Genomic DNA, 17530 nt, shown 5'->3' with positions numbered 1-17530 from the left:
GCCAGCCAATGCTGAGCTGGCAGCATAAACATGCTTGTACGACCCCTTACCAACCAGGAACCAACACCATGACCCAAAAGTCCGCCTACATCGAAAAAATGAAGTCCCAGCTGGACGACCTCAACACCAACATGAACGCCCTGCAGGCCAAAGCCACAGAAGCCAAGGAAGACGCACGCGACATGTACAAGGCCGAAATGGCCAAGCTGCAAGAGCAGTCCAACCTCGCCGTGGCCAAGTTCGGTGAAATGAAAACCGCCAGCGAAGAGAGCTGGGATGCCATGGTGGCCGAGATGGACAAAGTGCGTGACGCCTTTGTGCACTCCTTCCACTACTTCAAGTCCCAGGTCTGAGTTTTCCGGCTTACCGCCAGACAGCAAAAAGCCCGGTTGCCCGGGCTTTTTTTCGTCAGCGCAACACTACCGCTTTAGCTGCGGGGTTCACCCTGGGCATTGACCGGAATCGTGGCACCCGGCTGTGTGGTCATCTGGACACGGTGCTCCACACCGCGGAAGTTGTACGACACATCCCAGAATGCCGGTGCGGCAGTGCTGGGGCGTGTGGCGCACTTCTGCACGTCGCGTGTGGTGGCCGGTGTGCCACTGTTGTTGCGGCCCACATTGGAGCCGATGACGCCTCCGGCCACGGCACCACCCGCGGTTGCAATGTCTTTGCCCACACCACCGCCCACCTGGTGACCCAATACGCCACCGATCAGCGCACCGATAACAGCACCGCCCACATTGGCTTCGCCACGGGTTGCCGCGACCTCTTCACGCTCCATCCAGCAGCGCTGCTCCGGCGGGCCAACCACGGCACGGACCGAAGTCACGTCTGCCTCGAAGATGCGTTCGTTCTGGCGGCGGCGGTTGTCATACACGGCCAGCGGCGCGGGTGCAAGCCGACGCTCATCTACACGGACATTCCCTTCCAGTGCGCGCACGGAAGAAATGCGGTCATTGATGCCCATGGCAGCCAACGAGGGGTAACGGCCAGGGTTGAGCACCATGCAGTCTCCGCCGAAGCGGCTGTTGTTACACACCTCCCAGCGCTGGCCCAGCACCACGGCCGACGAGGCCCGGTCGTTAAAACCGGTGCTGGCAAAATTTTCAACCTGCTTGTCTGAAGAGAAGCTGCGGCCCTGAAAGCCTTCGTTTTCATAAAACGTCACCTGTGAGGGCAGCGGCGCAGGCGCCATCCGCTCATCCACATCACGCCCATTGCGGCGCACCGGCTTGACCGACGAGACCTGGTCATTCAGGCCCATGGCCGACAGCGAGGGGTAATGCCCTGGGCGAAGGATCATGCAGTGGCCGCCAAAGCGGGCGTCTTCACACACTTCCCAGCGCGCATTGCGGTCACCACCCACAATCATGGAGGAGGCGCGGTCGTTAAATCCAGAACGCTGCAAATTGGGAACCTGCTGCTGGGCCGTGAAGGAGCGGCCCTGGAAGTTCTCTCGCTCGAAAAAGGTGACCTCGGCAAGCGCCTGGCCGGCCATCAGCACCGCAACAGCGGTGATCGTCAGTCTAAGAACGGGTTTCATGGGTAGCTCCTGTTGTTATCAAAAGCCCGAGACTACGCAGTACCCGTGTATCCGTCCGTTCGTTGCCACACACACAGCGCAGTAACACGCCAACAACAGGCCACACACAGGGTTCGCCATCGCACGGACACCATTGGGAGGGCGCCTTTATCGTCAACCACTTCTCCCGTGCCAGTTGGTTCGGGTCTTCTTTGCCCTCCCACCGCGTCGCGCACCACTCCTATGCCAGACCCATGCCCCGCCAAAAAGGCCGCCCGTCAGCCGGGTGCACGCAAAGGCAGCGCTACGGCTGCGCTACGGGTATCGGAGATGCGTTACCGACGATTGTTCGAAACGGCCCGGGACGGCATCCTGCTGCTGAACGCCAGTACGGCAGAAATTGAAGACGCCAATCCCTTCCTGATCGACCTGCTGGGCTACTCCCACACGGAACTACTGGGCAAGAAGCTGTGGGAAGTGGGGGCCTTTGTGGATGTACTGGAGAGCCAGGAAAAATTCTCCGAACTGCAGTCCCAAGGTTATGTGCGGTATGACGACCTGCCGCTGCGCAAGAAAAACGGCGCCATCGTGCCGGTTGAATTTGTCAGCAACACCTACGACTGCGCCGGTGTCACCGTCATCCAATGCAATATCCGCGACATCAGCGCGCGCAAACGGTCTGACGAGAAGATCAACGAACTGGCCTTTTTTGACCCTCTGACCCGCCTGCCCAACCGCACCCTGCTGCTGGACCGCCTGCAGCAGGCCATGATTGTGAGCACCCGCAACACCACCTACGGCTGTGTCATGTTTCTGGACCTGGACCACTTCAAGACACTGAACGACACACTGGGCCATGACATGGGCGACCTGTTGTTGCAGCAGGTGGCGCAACGGCTGACCGACTGTGTGCGCGAGGGTGACACCGTGGCCCGCCTGGGCGGTGACGAGTTTGTGGTCGTGCTGGAAAACCTGCACACCCAGCGCAGCGATGCCGCCAACCAGGCGCAAGATGTGGGCGAAAAAATCCTGGCTTCGCTCAACCGCCCTTACCGCCTGGGTGATGTGGAGCACCGTAGCACGGCCAGTGTGGGCGCGACCTTGTTTTTTGGTGCCAAAGAGTCCAGCGAAAACCTGCTCAAACAGGCCGACATGGCCATGTACAAAACCAAGGAGATCGGCCGCAACGGCCTGCAGTTTTTTGACCCGGCCATGCAAACCGCCATCCTGCAGCGGGCCTCGCTGGAGGCCGACTTGCGCCGCGCCATCTCGGACGACCAGTTGATCCTGCACTTCCAGCCCCAGGTGGTGGGCGATGGCCGCGCCACCGGTGCCGAGGTACTGGTGCACTGGCAACATCCCGTGCATGGGCTCATGCCGCCGGGTAAATTCATTCCCCTGGCAGAAGAAACCGGCCTCATCCTGCCCTTGGGCCAGTGGGTGCTGCAGGCCGCGTGTGCGCAGTTGGCCCGCTGGGCCGAGTCACCCAAGACCCAACACCTGTGCCTGGCGGTGAATGTCAGCGCCCACCAGTTTCGCCGGCCCGACTTTGTGGAACAGGTGCTGGAGGCATTGGCCGACTCGGGAGCCAATGCCCAGCGCCTGAAGCTGGAGTTGACCGAGACCCTGCTGATAGACGATGTGCCATCGGTCATCGAGAAGATGTTCATCCTGAAGGCCAAGGGTGTGTGTTTTTCGCTGGATGACTTTGGCACGGGGTATTCGTCGCTGTCGTACCTCAAACGCCTGCCGCTGGACGAGCTCAAGATCGACCGCAGTTTTGTGCGCGACATCCTCAGTGACCACCACGACGCCTCCATTGCCAAGACCATCATTGCCCTGGTGCAAAGCCTGGGCATGAACGTGATTGCCGAGGGGGTGGAGCTGGAGGCCCAGCGCGAGTTTCTGAGTGCCGCCGGTTGCCACACCTACCAGGGCTTCTTCTTTTGTATGCCGCTGCCGGTAACCGCCTTTGAGCGCTACGCCCGCCGGACCCAATAGAAAAGACACGCCGCCGCAAACGCCAAACGGGGCGCCAAGCGCCCCGCTGTTGCAGCATGCCCCGCAAGGGGCAGCACCTGCTTACTTGGGCTTGGTCACCTCGTGGCCAATCACACCACCCACGGCTGCGCCTGCAGCCGTGCCCAATACACCGCCGCCCAGCACGGCACCGGCTGCGCCACCCACTACCGCACCGGTGGCGGTGCCCTTTTCCTGGTGGGTCATGCCGGCGCAGGCGCTCAGACCAAGAACCGATACCAGCAGCACGGCGGGCAAAACTGCAGAAAACCTGTTGTGAACGTTCATGATGAATACTCCAGACAAAAGAAACCACGACAAACCGCGGCGTACAACATGCACGTTCACGGGTGAAATTCCATTGTTGTGTGGGCCGGCCTGGGGGTCTGTGCGCAAACACACCCACAACACACGCCGCGCAATATGCTATTGTTTTGATAGCGTATTAGTCAGTATTCACGGGGGCTAGAGCCCTATTTTTCATATAAGTGCTGCGCTGGGTGTGCCAGCGCACCGAATACAAGGTGGCAAGGGGCTACGCTAGCTCTACCACCCCCCAGTCTGCGTGCTGGAAAAAAGTAAATGCTTGTTCACCAAAGGATGCGCGTATAAGGGTCCGAGCGCCACGACTGAGCCGAACACGAAAGTACGTCCCTTGAAATCCACCCACAAAAACATTGCCTGGCTCACCGCCGTGAGTCTGCTCATGGGCCTGGGGGTGGTGTTTACCTTCTGGTCCTACGGCCAGATCGAACAGGCCTCCAACCACCGCCGGGATTCGCGCATCGTCATCACCGCCGCCGACGACCTGTTGTCGGCCCTGACGGTGGCCGAAACCAGCCAGCGGGGTTATGCCCTGACCGGTGGCGAGACCTTTCTGGAGCCCTACCGCGGTGTGCACGACAACATCCGCTCCCACTTGGCTGTGTTGCGGGAGCTGACCACCAGCGCCCCGGCCCGCCAGCATGTGGACACCATTGCACCGCTATTGACCGCCAAGCTGGACGAAATGGACGACGCCATTGCCGCACGGCGCAACAAAGACGCGGCTGGCGCGCTGGCAGTGGTCAACAACGACGAAGGCAAGCGGCTGATGGACGCCATTCGGGCAGAGATGCGCAGCATCGTCCAGATCGAGACCGACATCCAGGCACGGCACAACACCCAGTTCGACACCAGCATGCGCCGGCTGTTTGCCATCATCATTGGCATTGCCGTGCTGGCGTTGCTGTGGGCGGTGTACTTCGCCTACGCCAGCTACCGCGCCGCGCAGATGCGGCTCAAAAACAGCGTGCATGCAGAAACCCAACATTTGCTGGCCGAGCAGTTGGCCACCAACGCACTCTTGCAGACCACCAACGACGCCCTGCAGGACAGCACCCAGAAACTCACCGTGACGCTCAACTCGATTGCTGACGCGGTGATTGCCACCGACGCCCAGGCCCGCATCACCCTGCTCAACCCCGTCGCCCAGGAGATGACCGGCTGGACCCAGGCCCAGGCAGCAGGCCGCCCGGTGAGCGAGGTGTTCCACATCGTCAACAAGGCGGACCGCCACATTGCCACCATTCCCGTCGCACGGGTCTTGAAGATGGGCACCGTGCAGGGCCTGGCCAACCACACCGTGCTGATAGGCCGCGATGGCCGCGAGTTCGACATTGCCGACAGCTGCGCCCCCGTGCGTGACCTGCAGGGCCAGGTGGTAGGCGCCGTGCTGGTGTTCCGCAACGTGACAGCCGAGTACACCGCCCAACAAACCCTGCGCGACAGCGCCGCGCGGGTGCAGACCATTCTGAACACCGTGGGCGATGGCATCGTGACGCTACAGGCCAGCGGCGGCATCATCGAGTCGGCCAACCCGGCCATCGAGCAGATGTTTGGCTACAGCGCCGACGCGCTCAAGGGCAAGTCGTTCGGGTTTTTGATACCCGAGCTGGACCAGGAGCAACACAAGGTGTCGCTGGAGCACTACGGCGTCAGCGACGCGGAGCGCGCCAAAGGCCTGGGCCGCGAGGTGATGGGCTTCCGACAAGACGGCAGCTTTTTCCCGCTGGAGATTGCCGTCAGCCAGATGACACTGGGCGGGCAGCTCTACTTCACCGGCATCCTGCGTGACATCAGCGCCCGCAAACAGGCCGAAGAAGAACTGCGCAAAGCCGGAGCCCTGCAAAGCGCCATCTTCAGCAGCGCCAATTTCTCCTGCATTGCCACCGATGCCCAGGGCGTGATCCAGATTTTTAATGTCGGCACCGAACGTATGCTGGGTTACACCGCGGCCGAGGTGGTGAACCAGATCACGCCGGCCAACCTGTCCGACCCCGATGAGCTGATAGCCCGAGCCATGGCCCTGGCCGCCGAGCATGACTGCGACATTGCCCCCGGGTTTGAGGCCCTGGCCTACAAGGCCTCGCGCGGCATGGAAGACATTTACGAACTGAGCTACATCCGCAAGGACGGCTCCCGCCTGCCGGCGTTGGTGTCGGTCACCGCCCTGCGCGGTGAAGACCACACCATCATTGGTTACCTGTTGATTGGTACCGACAACACCGCCCGCAAACTGGCCGAGACCGAACGTTCGCTGCTGGACCAGCGATTGCAGGTCAAGAACGGGGAGCTGGAGACCGCCCGCTCCATTGCCGACAAGGCCAACCGCGCCAAATCCGACTTTTTGTCCAGCATGAGCCACGAGTTGCGCTCGCCGCTGAACGCCATCCTGGGTTTTGCCCAGCTGATGGACTCGGGCGTGCCGCCACCCACCGAAACCCAGCGGGCCAGCATCGAGCAGATATTGAAAGCGGGCTGGTACCTGCTGGAGCTGATCAACGAGATTTTGGACCTGGCGTTGATCGAGTCCGGCAAGTTGTCCCTGTCCATGGAACCCGTGTCGCTGCAAGAGGTGCTGCGCGACTGCCAGACCATGATGGAGCCCCAGGCCCGCCAACGCGGCATACAGATGCGCTTCCCCAACTTCAAGGCGCCCTGTTTTGTGCAGGCCGACCGCACCCGGGTGAAGCAGGTGTTTGTGAACCTGCTGGCCAACGCCATCAAATACAACCGCCAGGACGGCGCGGTGGACATCACCTTCCGCCCGGCGGGCAAGACCCGTATGCACATCAGCGTGCGCGACACGGGTGAAGGCCTGTCGGCCCGCAGCCTGGACCAGCTGTTCCAGCCCTTCAACCGCCTGGGCCAGGAGGACAGCGACGAAGAGGGCACCGGCATTGGCCTGGTGGTCAGCAAACGCCTGGTGGAGCTGATGGGCGGCAGCATTGGTGCCCACAGCACCGTAGGTGTGGGCAGCGATTTCTGGATCGAGCTCAACCTGGCCGTCCCCCAGTCGCTGATCCTGGATGCGGCGGAAGAACTGGCGCTGCTGCCCGCACCCGTGCAGCCCGGCACCACGGTGCGCACCCTGCTGTATGTGGAAGACAACGATGCCAATATGGAACTGGTGGCCCAGCTGATTGCCCGGCGCACCGACATACGCCTGCTGCGCGCAGAAGACGGCGTGCGTGGCATTGCCATGGCGCGTACCCACCAGCCCGATGTGATTCTGATGGACATCAACCTGCCCGGCATCAGCGGCCTGCAGGCCCTGGGCCTGCTGCGCGACGACCCCTTGACCACCCACATACCGGTGCTGGCGCTCAGCGCCAATGCCATGCCACGGGATGTGGAGAAGGGGCTGGAGGCGGGCTTCTTCCGTTACCTGACCAAACCCATCAAGATTGCCGAGTTCATGCTGGCACTGGACCAGGGGCTGGAACTGGCGCAAACCGATCTCCAGACCAACGTTTAGAGCCAAATTAGCCTCTAGCCCCCGTCTGCATTACATTAGTTGCTATATTTTTAGGAGTAGAGCGTTTGACCCCATCGGCACCCCCCACTCTGGCACCGTCTGCCGCGTTTCCGATTGTGGGCATTGGTGCGTCTGCGGGTGGGCTGGCCGCGTTTGCGGCCTTCTTCTCGGGCATGCCCACCGACAGTGAACCCGGCATGGCCTTTGTACTGGTGCAGCACCTGGCACCGGACCACAACAGCCTGCTGACCGAACTCATACAACGCACCACCCGCATGCAGGTGTGGGAGGTAGAGGACGGCATGGTGGTGCAGATCAACTGTGTCTACATCATCCCGCCCAACCGCGACATGGCGTTCCTGAACGGTGCATTGCACCTGCTGGAGCCCACGGCCGCGCGTGGCCACCGCTTGCCCATTGACTACCTGTTCCAGTCCTTGGCGCAAGACCAGCAGGAGCGGGCCATAGGCATCGTGTTGTCGGGCAACGGCAGCGACGGCACGCTGGGCACCCGGGCCATCAAACATGGCGGTGGCATGGTGATGGTGCAAAACATCGCCTCCTGCGAATTTGAGACCATGCCGCGCAATGCCCTGGCCACGGGCCAGGTGGACTACGAGCTGCCCCCGGCAGAAATGCCCGCCCAGCTGATCGCCTACACCCGCCATGCGTTTGGCAAGCCCCCCCGCGCCGCCGCTACCGAGCTGCCCCAGTCCGAGCAGGCGCTGAAAAAAATCTTCATCCTGCTGCGGGCCCAGACCGGGCACGACTTCTCGCAGTACAAACCCACCACCATTTACCGCCGCATCGAGCGGCGCATGTCCGTGCACCAGGTCGAAACACTGGACAGTTATGTGTTGTACCTGCAGCAAACACCACCCGAGGTGGAGGCCCTGTTCCGCGACCTGCTGATCGGGGTGACCAATTTTTTCCGCGACCCCGAGGCCTTTGCGGCACTAGAAGCGCTGGTCATCCCCAAGCTGTTTGAGGGAAAGGCATCGGGCAGTGTCATCCGCGCATGGACCACGGGCTGCTCCACCGGCGAAGAAGCCTATTCGATTGCCATCCTGCTGCAGGAGCGGCTGGAGGCACTCAAGCAAAACTTCCGCATCCAGGTGTTTGCCACCGACATCGACAGCCGCGCCATTGCGGTGGCTCGGGCCGGGCTTTACCCGGCCAGTATTGCCGACGACATCACACCCGAGCGGCTGGCGCGTTTTTTCACGCCGGAGCCCGGTGGCGGTGCCTACCGGGTGCTCAAGGGCATACGCGACATGCTGGTGTTCTCGGAGCAGGACCTGATCAAGGACCCGCCGTTTTCCAAACTCGACCTGATCAGCTGCCGCAACCTGATGATCTACCTGGGTGCAGACCTGCAGAAGAAGCTGATCGCGCCGTTCCACTACGCACTGAGCCCGGGCGGCATGTTGTTTCTGGGCACCTCGGAGACGGTGGGCGAATTTGGCGACCTGTTTGCCACACTGGAGCGCAAGGCCAAGCTGTACCAGCGCAAGGAAGATTTTCAGGGCGCCCACCGTGCAGCGCTGGGCCGGTTTTTGCCCTCCTCTGGTCGGGCCAATGCCGCCACAGCGGCCACCGCAGGCGGGCTGGCACAGGCCGCCAAGGTGTCGCTGCGCGAGCTGACCGAACAAACCCTGCTGCGGCAGATGGCGGCGGTGGGTGCGCTAGTCAATGCCCAGGGCGATGTGCTGTTTCTGCATGGCCGCAGTGGCATGTACCTGGAGCCCACGCCGGGTGAAGCCGGCATCAGCAACATCCTGAAGATGGCGCGCGAGGGCCTGCGCCGCGACCTGACCACCACGCTGCACAAGGTGGTGCGCACCAAGGACGCGGTCAGCGTGCTGGGCATACGGGTCAAAACCAATGGCCACCACACCCTGGTGAATCTGAGTATTTGCCCGGTGGAGCAGGGGCCGGCCGCTGCGCTGGAGTCGCCGCTGTACCTGGTCATGCTGGAGCAAGCCACCGGCGCGGCCCTGCCGGTGGCGCAGGCCGCGGCAAAACCCAAGCTCGCCCACGCCGACGATGGCCGCGACGCCACCACCCAGATTGCCGAGCTGAACGACGAACTGCAGGCCAAAGAAGAGTACCTGCACGCCGCCAACGAAGAGCTGGAAACGGCCAACGAAGAACTCAAGTCGTCCAACGAAGAAATGCAGTCGGTCAATGAAGAGCTGCAGTCCAGCAACGAAGAGCTGGAGACCTCCAAAGAAGAGATGCAGTCCATCAACGAGGAGTTGACCACCGTCAACACCGAGCTGCAGACCAAGGTGGTGGATTTGTCCCGCGCCAACAACGACATGAACAACCTGCTGGCGGGCACCGGCATTGGCACCATTTTTGTAGACCACAGCCTGCGCATCCTGCGTTTTACGCCGGCTGCTACGCTGATCATCAACCTGATACTGAGTGATGTGGGCCGACCGGTGGGCCATATTGTCTCCAACCTGGTGGGTTACGACCGCCTGGTGGCCGACACCCAGGCTGTGCTCCAGACGCTGATCCCCAAGGAAGTGGATGTGCAGACCACGGGAGGCAAGTTTTTTACCATGCGCATACTGCCCTACCGCACGCTGGACAATGTGATTGAGGGGGTGGTGATCACCTTTGTCGAGATCACCGAGATCGTGCGTGCCCGTGAGGCCCTGCGCCAGGCCAATGAGCTGCGGCGCCTGGCCGTGGTGGTGCGGGATGCGTCGGACGCCATCACCGTGCAAGACCTGGAGGGCCGCACCCTGGCCTGGAACCCGGGTGCCACCCGCCTGTACGGCTGGAGTGAGGACGAAGCGCTGAAGATAAATGTGCGCGAACGTATCCCCAAAGACAACTACAAGCATGAGCGGGACCGGGTGCACCAGCTCAGCCAGGCAGAAACGTTGGAGCCCTACGCCACACAAAGGCTCACCAAGGATGGCCAGGTGGTGGAGGTGTCACTCACCTCTACGGCCCTGGTCAACGCTGAGGGCCTGATGTATGCGATTGCCACCACCGAGCGCCGCAAAGACCATGCACCATCCCGCTAACCACCCCACGCAGTCCCTGCGCCGGCGGGCCGAGGACAGGGCCTACGCCCAGGCCACCACTAGCAAGACCGGCGACACACAAGACGTGTCGATGGACGCCGCACGCAACATGCTGCACGAGCTGCGGGTGCACCAGATCGAACTGGAGATGCAGAACGAAGAGCTGCGCCAAACCCAGGTGGACCTGGACGCTGCGCGGGCCCGGTACTTTGACCTGTTTGACATGGCCCCGGTGGGGTATTGCACGGTGGCCGAGAGCGGGCTGATCACCGAGGCCAACTTCACCGCCGCGACCCTGCTGAACCTGGCACGCAGCGACCTGGTCAACAAACCCATCAGCCAGTTGATCACCCAACCGGACCAGGACGTGTATTACCGCTGCCGCAAGGCCCTGCTGGCCACCGGGACCCCCCAGGAGTGTGAGCTGCAGATGCGCCGGCGCGACGGTGCCGCTTTCTGGGCCCACCTGTGCATCAGCATGGCACAAGACGGCGCTGGCACACCGGTGCAGCGCATGGTGCTCAACGACATATCACAACGCAAGCAGATGGACGAGTCTTTGCGCACCAAAAGCCAGGAGCTGGAAGCGGCCCGCGCGGTGGCGGACAAGGCCAGCCTGGCCAAATCGGATTTTTTGTCCCATATGTCGCATGAGTTGCGCTCACCCCTGAATGCGATTCTGGGTTTCGCCCAGCTCATGGCAACCGCCCTGCCCGCCCCCAACCCGGCACAGGCCAATAGCATCCAACAAATCCTGCGGGCCGGCTGGTACCTGCTGGACCTGATTGGTGAAATTCTGGACCTGACAAGCATTGAAGCGGGCCAGCTGAAGCTGGAACCCGAGCCCGTGCAGCTGTCGGAATTTTTGCAGGAGTGCAGCTCCAACCTGGCGGCCGGCGCACGCCGCGCGGGCATTACGGTGCAGTTTGAACCGGCCCCCGCGGGCGCGGATGTGGTGGTAGACCGCGCCCGCTTGCACCAGGTGATGACCCACCTGTTGTCCAATGCCATCAAATACAACCGGCCCGGTGGTTCGGTACAGGTGAGCTGCAGTGTGGTGCCACAGCAGCGGTTGCGCCTGGAGGTGCGGGACACCGGCTTTGGCATGACCCCCAACAAATTGGCCCTGCTGTTCCAGCCCTACAACCGCCTGGTGCGCGAGACGGGCGGAGCGGAAGAAGGCACGGGCGTAGGCCTGGCGCTGAGCAAACGCCTGATGGAACTGATGGGCGGCTCGATAGGCGCCCACAGCAAACTGGGTGTGGGCAGCGTCTTCTGGATTGAAATGAAACTAAGGTAACACCCCATGATCGATACGACTGAAATTCTCCAAGCCAAAATCCTGATAGTGGACGACCAGGAGTCCAACGTGCAGCTGCTGGAGCAGCTGCTGCACTCCGCGGGGTACACCGGTGTCACGTCCACCATGGCCCCCGAGGAAGTGGCGGCCCTGCACAGCCAAAACGCCTACGACCTGATACTGCTGGACCTGCAGATGCCGGTGATGGATGGTTTTCAGGTGATGGAAAGCCTCAAGACCAACACGGTAGACGCGTACCTGCCGGTGATTGTGCTCACGGCCCAACCGGGCCACAAGCTGCGTGCCCTGCAAGCGGGTGCCAAAGACTTTGTCAGCAAACCCTTTGACCTGGTCGAGGTGAAAACACGTATCCACAACATGCTAGAGGTGCGCCTGTTGTACAAAAAGCTGGCCGACTTCAACAAGGTGCTGGAACAGACGGTGCTGGAGCGCACCGCCGAGCTGCGCGAGAGTGAGGCGCGTTACCGCAGCCTGACCGAGCTGGCGTCGGACTGGTATTGGGAGCAGGATGAAAACGGCAACTTCACCAAGGTATCGGGCCCCGTGCTGGAGATGCTAGGCCTGCAGGTGGAAACCGTGCAAGGTGTTTCCAAGGTGGTAGAGGGCGACGGTTGGGACGCCGCCGACCGCGAGGCCCTGCGCGCCACCATCGCGGCGCGTGAGCCGTTTCTGGACCTGATCTTCCACCGCCACCTGCCGGGCGGCAAGGAGCAGCAGTACCGCGTGAGTGGTGAGCCCATGTTCAGCCGCAGCAGCCGTTTCCTGGGTTACCGGGGTATTGGTGTTGAAATTGTGGCGGGTGTCTAAGATGCCAAAATCCGACATTCACGCCGTGTCCGCCCTGCACAACCCGCAACAAAACCATTTGTTGGCGTCTTTGCCGCAGGCGGACTTTGACCTGTTTGCCAACCACCTGGAGCTGGTGCCCCTGCCACTGGGCCAGATGCTGTACGAGCCCGGCACGCAGCTGCGCCACGCATTTTTCCCCACCACGTCCATCGTATCCCTGCACTATGTGACGGAGACCGGTGCATCCGCCGAAACCGCTGGCGTAGGCAATGAAGGTGTCGTGGGCATCTCGCTGTTTATGGGTGGAGACACCACACCCAGTTCGGCCGTGGTGCAGACCGCCGGTCACGCCTACCGGCTGGACCGCCACGTGCTGCAGGCGGAGTTCAACCGTGCCGGTGCACTGCAACGCCTGCTGTTGCGCTACACCCAGGCGCTGATGACCCAGATGGCGCAATCCGCCGTGTGCAACCGCCACCACTCGGTCGAACAGCAACTGTGCCGCTGGCTGTTGTTGACCATGGACCGTGTGCCCGCACGCGAGCTGGTGATGACACAGGAGCTGGTGGCCAGCATGCTGGGTGTGCGCCGCGAAAGCGTGACCGAGGCGGCTGGCAATTTGCAAACGGCCGGATATATACGCTACCGGCGCGGCCACATTGCGGTGCTGGAGCGCGAGGGGCTGGAGGCGCGTGCCTGCGAGTGTTATGGCGTGGTCAAGAAGGAGCTGCAGCGCCTGCTGCGCGACGTGCACGCCGCCAACACCTGACAAGCCCCCAGGCCGGGGGCTTGCTGTCGGGTTACTTCTTGATACTCATCTCGTTGCGCACCAGACGCACACCCTCGATGCCGCGGGCCACTTCCATGGCGCGGTCGACCTGGGCCTGGTTGTCCACAAAACCGCTGAGCAGCACTTCGTCATCCCGTGTGACCACGGAGATGTCGAAGCTCTTCACACTGGGGTCGCCCAGCAGCGCGGTTTTGACTTTGCTGGTGATGATGCCGGCGTCCACCTTCTTGCCCACCGTGGTGGGGGCGCCCTTCAGCACCACATTGTTCTGAATACTCTTGACACCGGCCACCGCACGTGTGGCGGCGGTTGCACGGTCCAGCTGGGCCTGGTTGTCCACAAAGCCACTGAGCAGGACCTCGCCTTTGCGGGTTTCTACCTTGAAGTCAAAACTCTTGATGTCGGCGTCGGCCAGCAGTGCCGACTTGACGCTGCTGGTGATGACACTGTCGTCAATATCGGTGCCAACGGTGGTGCTGGCAGCGGGGAGGCCCACACTGTCCACCGGCTTGCTGCAGCCCACGGCAGAGACGGCCAACACGCCCACCAACACGGTGTTCAACGCAAGTACTTCGAGGCGGGTTTTCATACGGTTCATACGGGTTACTCCAAAAAAGCCAATCACCCTGGTGTGACTGTGTGCCCAAAGGGTGCGCTGATTCCGCTCTGCGTTCTGTGCGCTCGCGAACAAACAGGAAAGAGGCCGCCACCTAAGCTTCGAGCCACGTATGAAACACTGCAGCGAGCCGCGTGCCTGCGCCACCCAGACCAGCCCCCACACCCTGACCTTGGGTGGGGCATGGACTGCACGGGGCCTGGGCGGGTGCGCTGACCAGCTGGACGCCCTGCAAGCGGACCGCAGCGCGCCCGTGCAGGTCGATGCATCGGGCATAGCGCAACTGGACACCGCCGGTGCCTGGGTGCTGCACAAGTTGCGCACCCGTTTGGGTGGCCCGGGTGCGGAGGCTCCGCTACAAGGCTTACACCCCGACTTTGAACGCCTGTTGCAGGCCGTGACAACACACGTGCAGGCCCAGGCGCTGGTTCCAGCTGTGCCCGCGCGCACCCCGCCCCAACTGTTGGAACGTGTGGGCCGCCAAGCCGGTGCGGCCTGGGAGCAGTTTTTTGCCATGCTGGGTTTTGTAGGCGAGTGTGCGCTGGCGTTTGCCAACTGCGTCATCCACCCGTCACGCATGCGCTGGCGCCCCATTTTGTTCAACATCCGCAGGGCGGGTTTTGATGCGTTACCCATCGTAGGTTTGTTGTCGCTGCTATTGGGCATAGTGGTGGCCTACCAGGGGGCCGACCAGTTGCGGCAGTACGGCGCCAACATCTTTGTGGCGGACCTGGTGGGTTTGTCCATGCTGCGCGAGTTTGCGCCGCTGATCACCGCCATCACCATTGCCGGGCGCTCGGGCTCGGCCTTTGCGGCGCAGATCGGCACCATGGCGGTGACCGAAGAGATAGACGCCATGCGCACACTTGGCATCGCGCCGCTGGAGCTGCTGGTGATCCCCAAGGTGATTGCCCTGGTGATTGCCATGCCCTTGCTCACGGTGTTTGCCGATGTGCTGGGTGTGGCCGGCGGCATGCTGATGGCGCAGACCCAACTGGCGGTGAGTTACACCGAATTTCTGGACCGCATGGCCAAGGCGGTGAGTGTCACGTCTTACATGGTGGGCATCGCCAAAGCGCCGGTGTTTGCCATCATCATCAGCCTGGTGGGGTGTTTCCAGGGTTTTCGCACCCGCGGGGGTGCCGACAGCGTGGGCTTGCAAACCACCCGCAGTGTGGTGCAGTCCATCTTTCTGGTGATCGTGGCAGACGCGTTGTTCTCCATCGCCTTCAGCATTCTGGACTTGTGACATGGACGGCACCCACAACACCGGTGAGACCGTGATTGAGATGCAGCAGGTGGTGACCCGTTTTGGCGACCACGTGGTGCACAACGGTGTGGACCTGGCGGTGCGCCGCGCCGAGATATTCGCCATCATCGGGGGCAGTGGCACGGGCAAGTCCACCCTGCTGCGTGAAATGATTCTGCTGCAGGAACCCACGGCGGGGACCGTGTGTGTACTGGGCATGCCGCTGCACAACATTACAGCCGCCGACGCACTGGCTTTGCGCCAGCGTTGGGGGGTGATGTTCCAGCACGGGGGGTTGTTCGGCGCGTTGACCGTGCTCGAAAACATAGGCCTGCCGCTGCGCGAACACACGGATCTGGGTGACAGCCTGATCGACGAAATCGCGCACTGGAAACTGTCCATGGCCGGCCTGCGGCCGGAAGTGGCAGGCCAGTACCCGTCCGAGCTGAGTGGAGGCATGATGAAACGCGCCTCCCTGGCGCGGGCCCTGGCGTTGGACCCCGAGCTTTTGTTCCTGGACGAGCCGACCGCGGGCCTGGACCCCAACAGTGCGGCGGGTGTGGACGACCTGGTGCGTTCGCTGCGCGACCTCTATGGCCTGACCGTTGTGATGATCACCCACGACCTGGACCTGCTGTGGCAGGTGGCCGACCGCGTGGCCGTGCTGGGTGATGGCACGGTGCAGGCCGTAGGCTCCATGCAGGAACTCGCAGGCTCCGACAAACCCCTGGTACAGCCCTTTTTTGAAGGCCCGCGTGCACGCAGTGCGCAACAACAGGCCCACCCCCCCTCACCACCCCAGGAGACCGTATGGAAACCAAAGTAAGCTTTTTCATTGTGGGTGCCTTTGTGCTGGGCCTGGGCGCCGTGCTCATCGTCGGGGCACTGTGGCTGGCATCGGGCGGTGCCTGGCAAAAAGACTACGCCACCTTTCTGGCGGTCGCCAATGAATCGGTAGCGGGCCTCAACCTGAATGCGCCGGTCAAATACAACGGGGTGGATGTGGGCAAGGTGCAGCGCATCGACCTGGACCGCGCCACACCCGAACGTGTGATCCTGAGTTTTGCCATTGAAGAGGGCACACCGATCAAGGAAGACACGATTGCGGTGCTGAAGACACAGGGCCTGACCGGCATCACCTATGTGGAGCTCAGCGGTGGCACACGGGACTCTCCCCCACTGCGCACCATCGCGCCCAACCGCTACCCCGTCATCCAGACCAAGCCGTCGCTCAGCGCCCGGCTGGAGAACGTGCTCACCAATGTGCTGGGCAAGCTGGACAGCACCTCGAACAATATCAATGCCATCTTGAGCCCGGAGAACCAGGCATCGTTCAGCAGCATCCTGAACAACACGGCACAGGCAACCGCCAAACTCGGCCCCTTGATCGACCGTGTCGGCCGCAGTGCGGACTCTGTCGGCAAGATGGGGGACGACCTCTCCAAGGCCGGCGCCAGCGCGTCCAAGGCGGCCGATGGTCTGGGCAACGGTGTCCAGCGCCTGGGCACGGAAACACTGCCTGAGGTGGAACGCCTGCTGGGTGAACTGGGCAGCCTGAGCAACTCCTTACGGCGGCTGAGTGAGCAGACCACCCGCGACCCCAGCGGCCTGCTGTTCGGCCGCACACCCGCGCCCACCGGTCCCGGCGAACAGGAAGCCAAACCATGACAACACCACACCACAGAACAACCACAGCTTCCAAGGCCCGCCTGGCGGGCGTGTGCCTGGCCGTATGGGCCACACTGGCATTAAGCGCCTGCAGCGTGTTGCAGCCCAAAGCCAGCACACCACCGAGCTTTTATGCGTTGGAGTACAGCGGCCCGGCTGCAAGCGCCCAGACGGCGCGTGCCCCGCTGGCCAGCGCCCCCACCCTGATCATCAGCCCGGTGCGTGCCGCCTCGGGCTTTGACAGCCAGCGCATCATCTACCTGCGCGAGCCCCACAAGCTGGAATATTTTGCCCACAGCGAGTGGATCGATACCCCCGCACGCATGCTGGGCCCGTTGATGGTGGCGTCCATCGAACAGACGGGGGCATTCCGCGCGGTGGTGATGACACCGGGCTCTGCCGGTGGGGACCTGCGGCTGGATACGGAGATCGTTCGGCTGCAACAGAATTTTCAGACCCAACCTAGCAGCGTGCATTTCACGCTGCGCGTCTACCTGGTGGAGGAGAAGACACGCAAGGTTGTCGCGTGGCGCGCCTTCGACGCCCAGGTACCGGCCAGCAGTGACGGACCCCGTGCGGGTGTGGTGGCTGCCAACCGCGCGGTGCAAACCGTGCTGGAAGAGTTGTCGCAGTTTCTGTTGCAAAAACCACAGTAATCAACCAACGAAAAAAAGCCCCAGCGCTCCTTTACGGAGCCTGGGGCTTTGGGT

Annotated in this window: 14 protein-coding genes; 11 read left to right on the top strand and 3 right to left on the bottom strand. The window is 62.3% G+C overall.

The window, feature by feature from the left end; translation table 11 throughout:
* Positions 1-68 precede the first annotated feature (68 nt).
* Positions 69-353: a hypothetical protein gene (locus tag HZ993_RS18075; protein ID WP_209394115.1), complete on the top strand. Its 285-nt coding sequence runs from the start codon at positions 69-71 to the stop codon at positions 351-353.
* A gap of 74 nt (positions 354-427) precedes the next feature.
* Here HZ993_RS18075 and HZ993_RS18070 read toward each other — a convergent pair whose 3' ends face one another.
* Positions 428-1546 (bottom strand): beta/gamma crystallin-related protein, encoded by a 1119-nt coding sequence (locus HZ993_RS18070; protein WP_209394114.1) that lies wholly within the window; start codon positions 1544-1546, stop codon positions 428-430.
* 222 nt (positions 1547-1768) lie between these two features.
* On the opposite strand from HZ993_RS18070, the gene HZ993_RS18065 reads away from it, so the two are divergent.
* On the top strand, positions 1769-3526 hold the full coding sequence (locus HZ993_RS18065) for a bifunctional diguanylate cyclase/phosphodiesterase (RefSeq protein ID WP_209394113.1): 1758 nt from the start codon (positions 1769-1771) through the stop codon (positions 3524-3526).
* An 81-nt stretch (positions 3527-3607) separates the two neighbouring features.
* On the opposite strand, the gene HZ993_RS18060 is transcribed toward HZ993_RS18065, so the two are convergent.
* Positions 3608-3832, bottom strand: a complete 225-nt coding sequence (locus HZ993_RS18060) for a glycine zipper 2TM domain-containing protein (protein WP_209394112.1) — start codon at positions 3830-3832, stop codon at positions 3608-3610.
* Between the two features lie 367 nt (positions 3833-4199).
* Here HZ993_RS18060 and HZ993_RS18055 point away from each other — a divergent pair, with 367 nt between their 5' ends.
* The 5 genes from HZ993_RS18055 (at position 4200) to HZ993_RS18035 (ending at position 13266) form a co-directional block, all read left to right on the top strand.
* A complete protein-coding gene (locus HZ993_RS18055; protein WP_209394111.1) occupies positions 4200-7343 on the top strand; it encodes a PAS domain S-box protein in 3144 nt (1047 codons plus the stop codon).
* A 65-nt stretch (positions 7344-7408) separates the two neighbouring features.
* Positions 7409-10387 (top strand): chemotaxis protein CheB, encoded by a 2979-nt coding sequence (locus HZ993_RS18050; RefSeq protein ID WP_245213681.1) that lies wholly within the window; start codon positions 7409-7411, stop codon positions 10385-10387.
* Positions 10371-11687, top strand: a complete 1317-nt coding sequence (locus HZ993_RS18045) for a PAS domain-containing sensor histidine kinase (RefSeq protein WP_209394110.1) — start codon at positions 10371-10373, stop codon at positions 11685-11687. The genes HZ993_RS18050 and HZ993_RS18045 overlap by 17 nt, the downstream gene beginning before the upstream one ends.
* A 6-nt stretch (positions 11688-11693) precedes the next feature.
* Positions 11694-12515, top strand: a complete 822-nt coding sequence (locus tag HZ993_RS18040) for a response regulator (RefSeq protein WP_209394109.1) — start codon at positions 11694-11696, stop codon at positions 12513-12515.
* Position 12516: 1 nt separating this feature from the next.
* Positions 12517-13266, top strand: a complete 750-nt coding sequence (locus HZ993_RS18035) for a Crp/Fnr family transcriptional regulator (RefSeq protein WP_209394108.1) — start codon at positions 12517-12519, stop codon at positions 13264-13266.
* 31 nt (positions 13267-13297) lie between these two features.
* Here HZ993_RS18035 and HZ993_RS18030 read toward each other — a convergent pair whose 3' ends face one another.
* Entirely contained in the window at positions 13298-13885 is a 588-nt protein-coding gene (locus HZ993_RS18030; protein ID WP_245213680.1) for a BON domain-containing protein, read from the bottom strand.
* Positions 13886-14015: 130 nt separating this feature from the next.
* On the opposite strand from HZ993_RS18030, the gene HZ993_RS18025 reads away from it, so the two are divergent.
* From HZ993_RS18025 to HZ993_RS18010, 4 genes are read left to right on the top strand one after another with little or no spacing between them, the layout of a single operon-like run.
* Positions 14016-15152: an MlaE family lipid ABC transporter permease subunit gene (locus HZ993_RS18025; RefSeq protein WP_209394107.1), complete on the top strand. Its 1137-nt coding sequence runs from the start codon at positions 14016-14018 to the stop codon at positions 15150-15152.
* 1 nt (position 15153) lies between these two features.
* The gene (locus HZ993_RS18020) at positions 15154-15978 is read left to right on the top strand and encodes an ABC transporter ATP-binding protein (protein ID WP_209394106.1); all 825 of its coding nucleotides are present in this window, start codon (positions 15154-15156) and stop codon (positions 15976-15978) included.
* Entirely contained in the window at positions 15963-16820 is an 858-nt protein-coding gene (locus HZ993_RS18015) for an MlaD family protein (RefSeq protein WP_209394105.1), read from the top strand. Before HZ993_RS18020 ends, HZ993_RS18015 begins: the two co-directional genes overlap by 16 nt.
* Positions 16817-17476 carry an ABC-type transport auxiliary lipoprotein family protein gene (locus tag HZ993_RS18010; protein ID WP_209394104.1) on the top strand — a complete coding sequence of 220 codons (660 nt, stop codon included), beginning with the start codon at positions 16817-16819 and terminating at the stop codon, positions 17474-17476. The genes HZ993_RS18015 and HZ993_RS18010 overlap by 4 nt, the downstream gene beginning before the upstream one ends.
* Positions 17477-17530 lie beyond the last annotated feature (54 nt).

It is taken from the genome of Rhodoferax sp. AJA081-3, from assembly GCF_017798165.1.
In the GTDB taxonomy this organism is placed as follows: Bacteria; Pseudomonadota; Gammaproteobacteria; order Burkholderiales; family Burkholderiaceae_C; genus Allorhodoferax.
The sequence above is the reverse complement of the archived record's forward strand: the minus strand, read 5'-3'. Positions and strand labels throughout refer to the sequence as shown.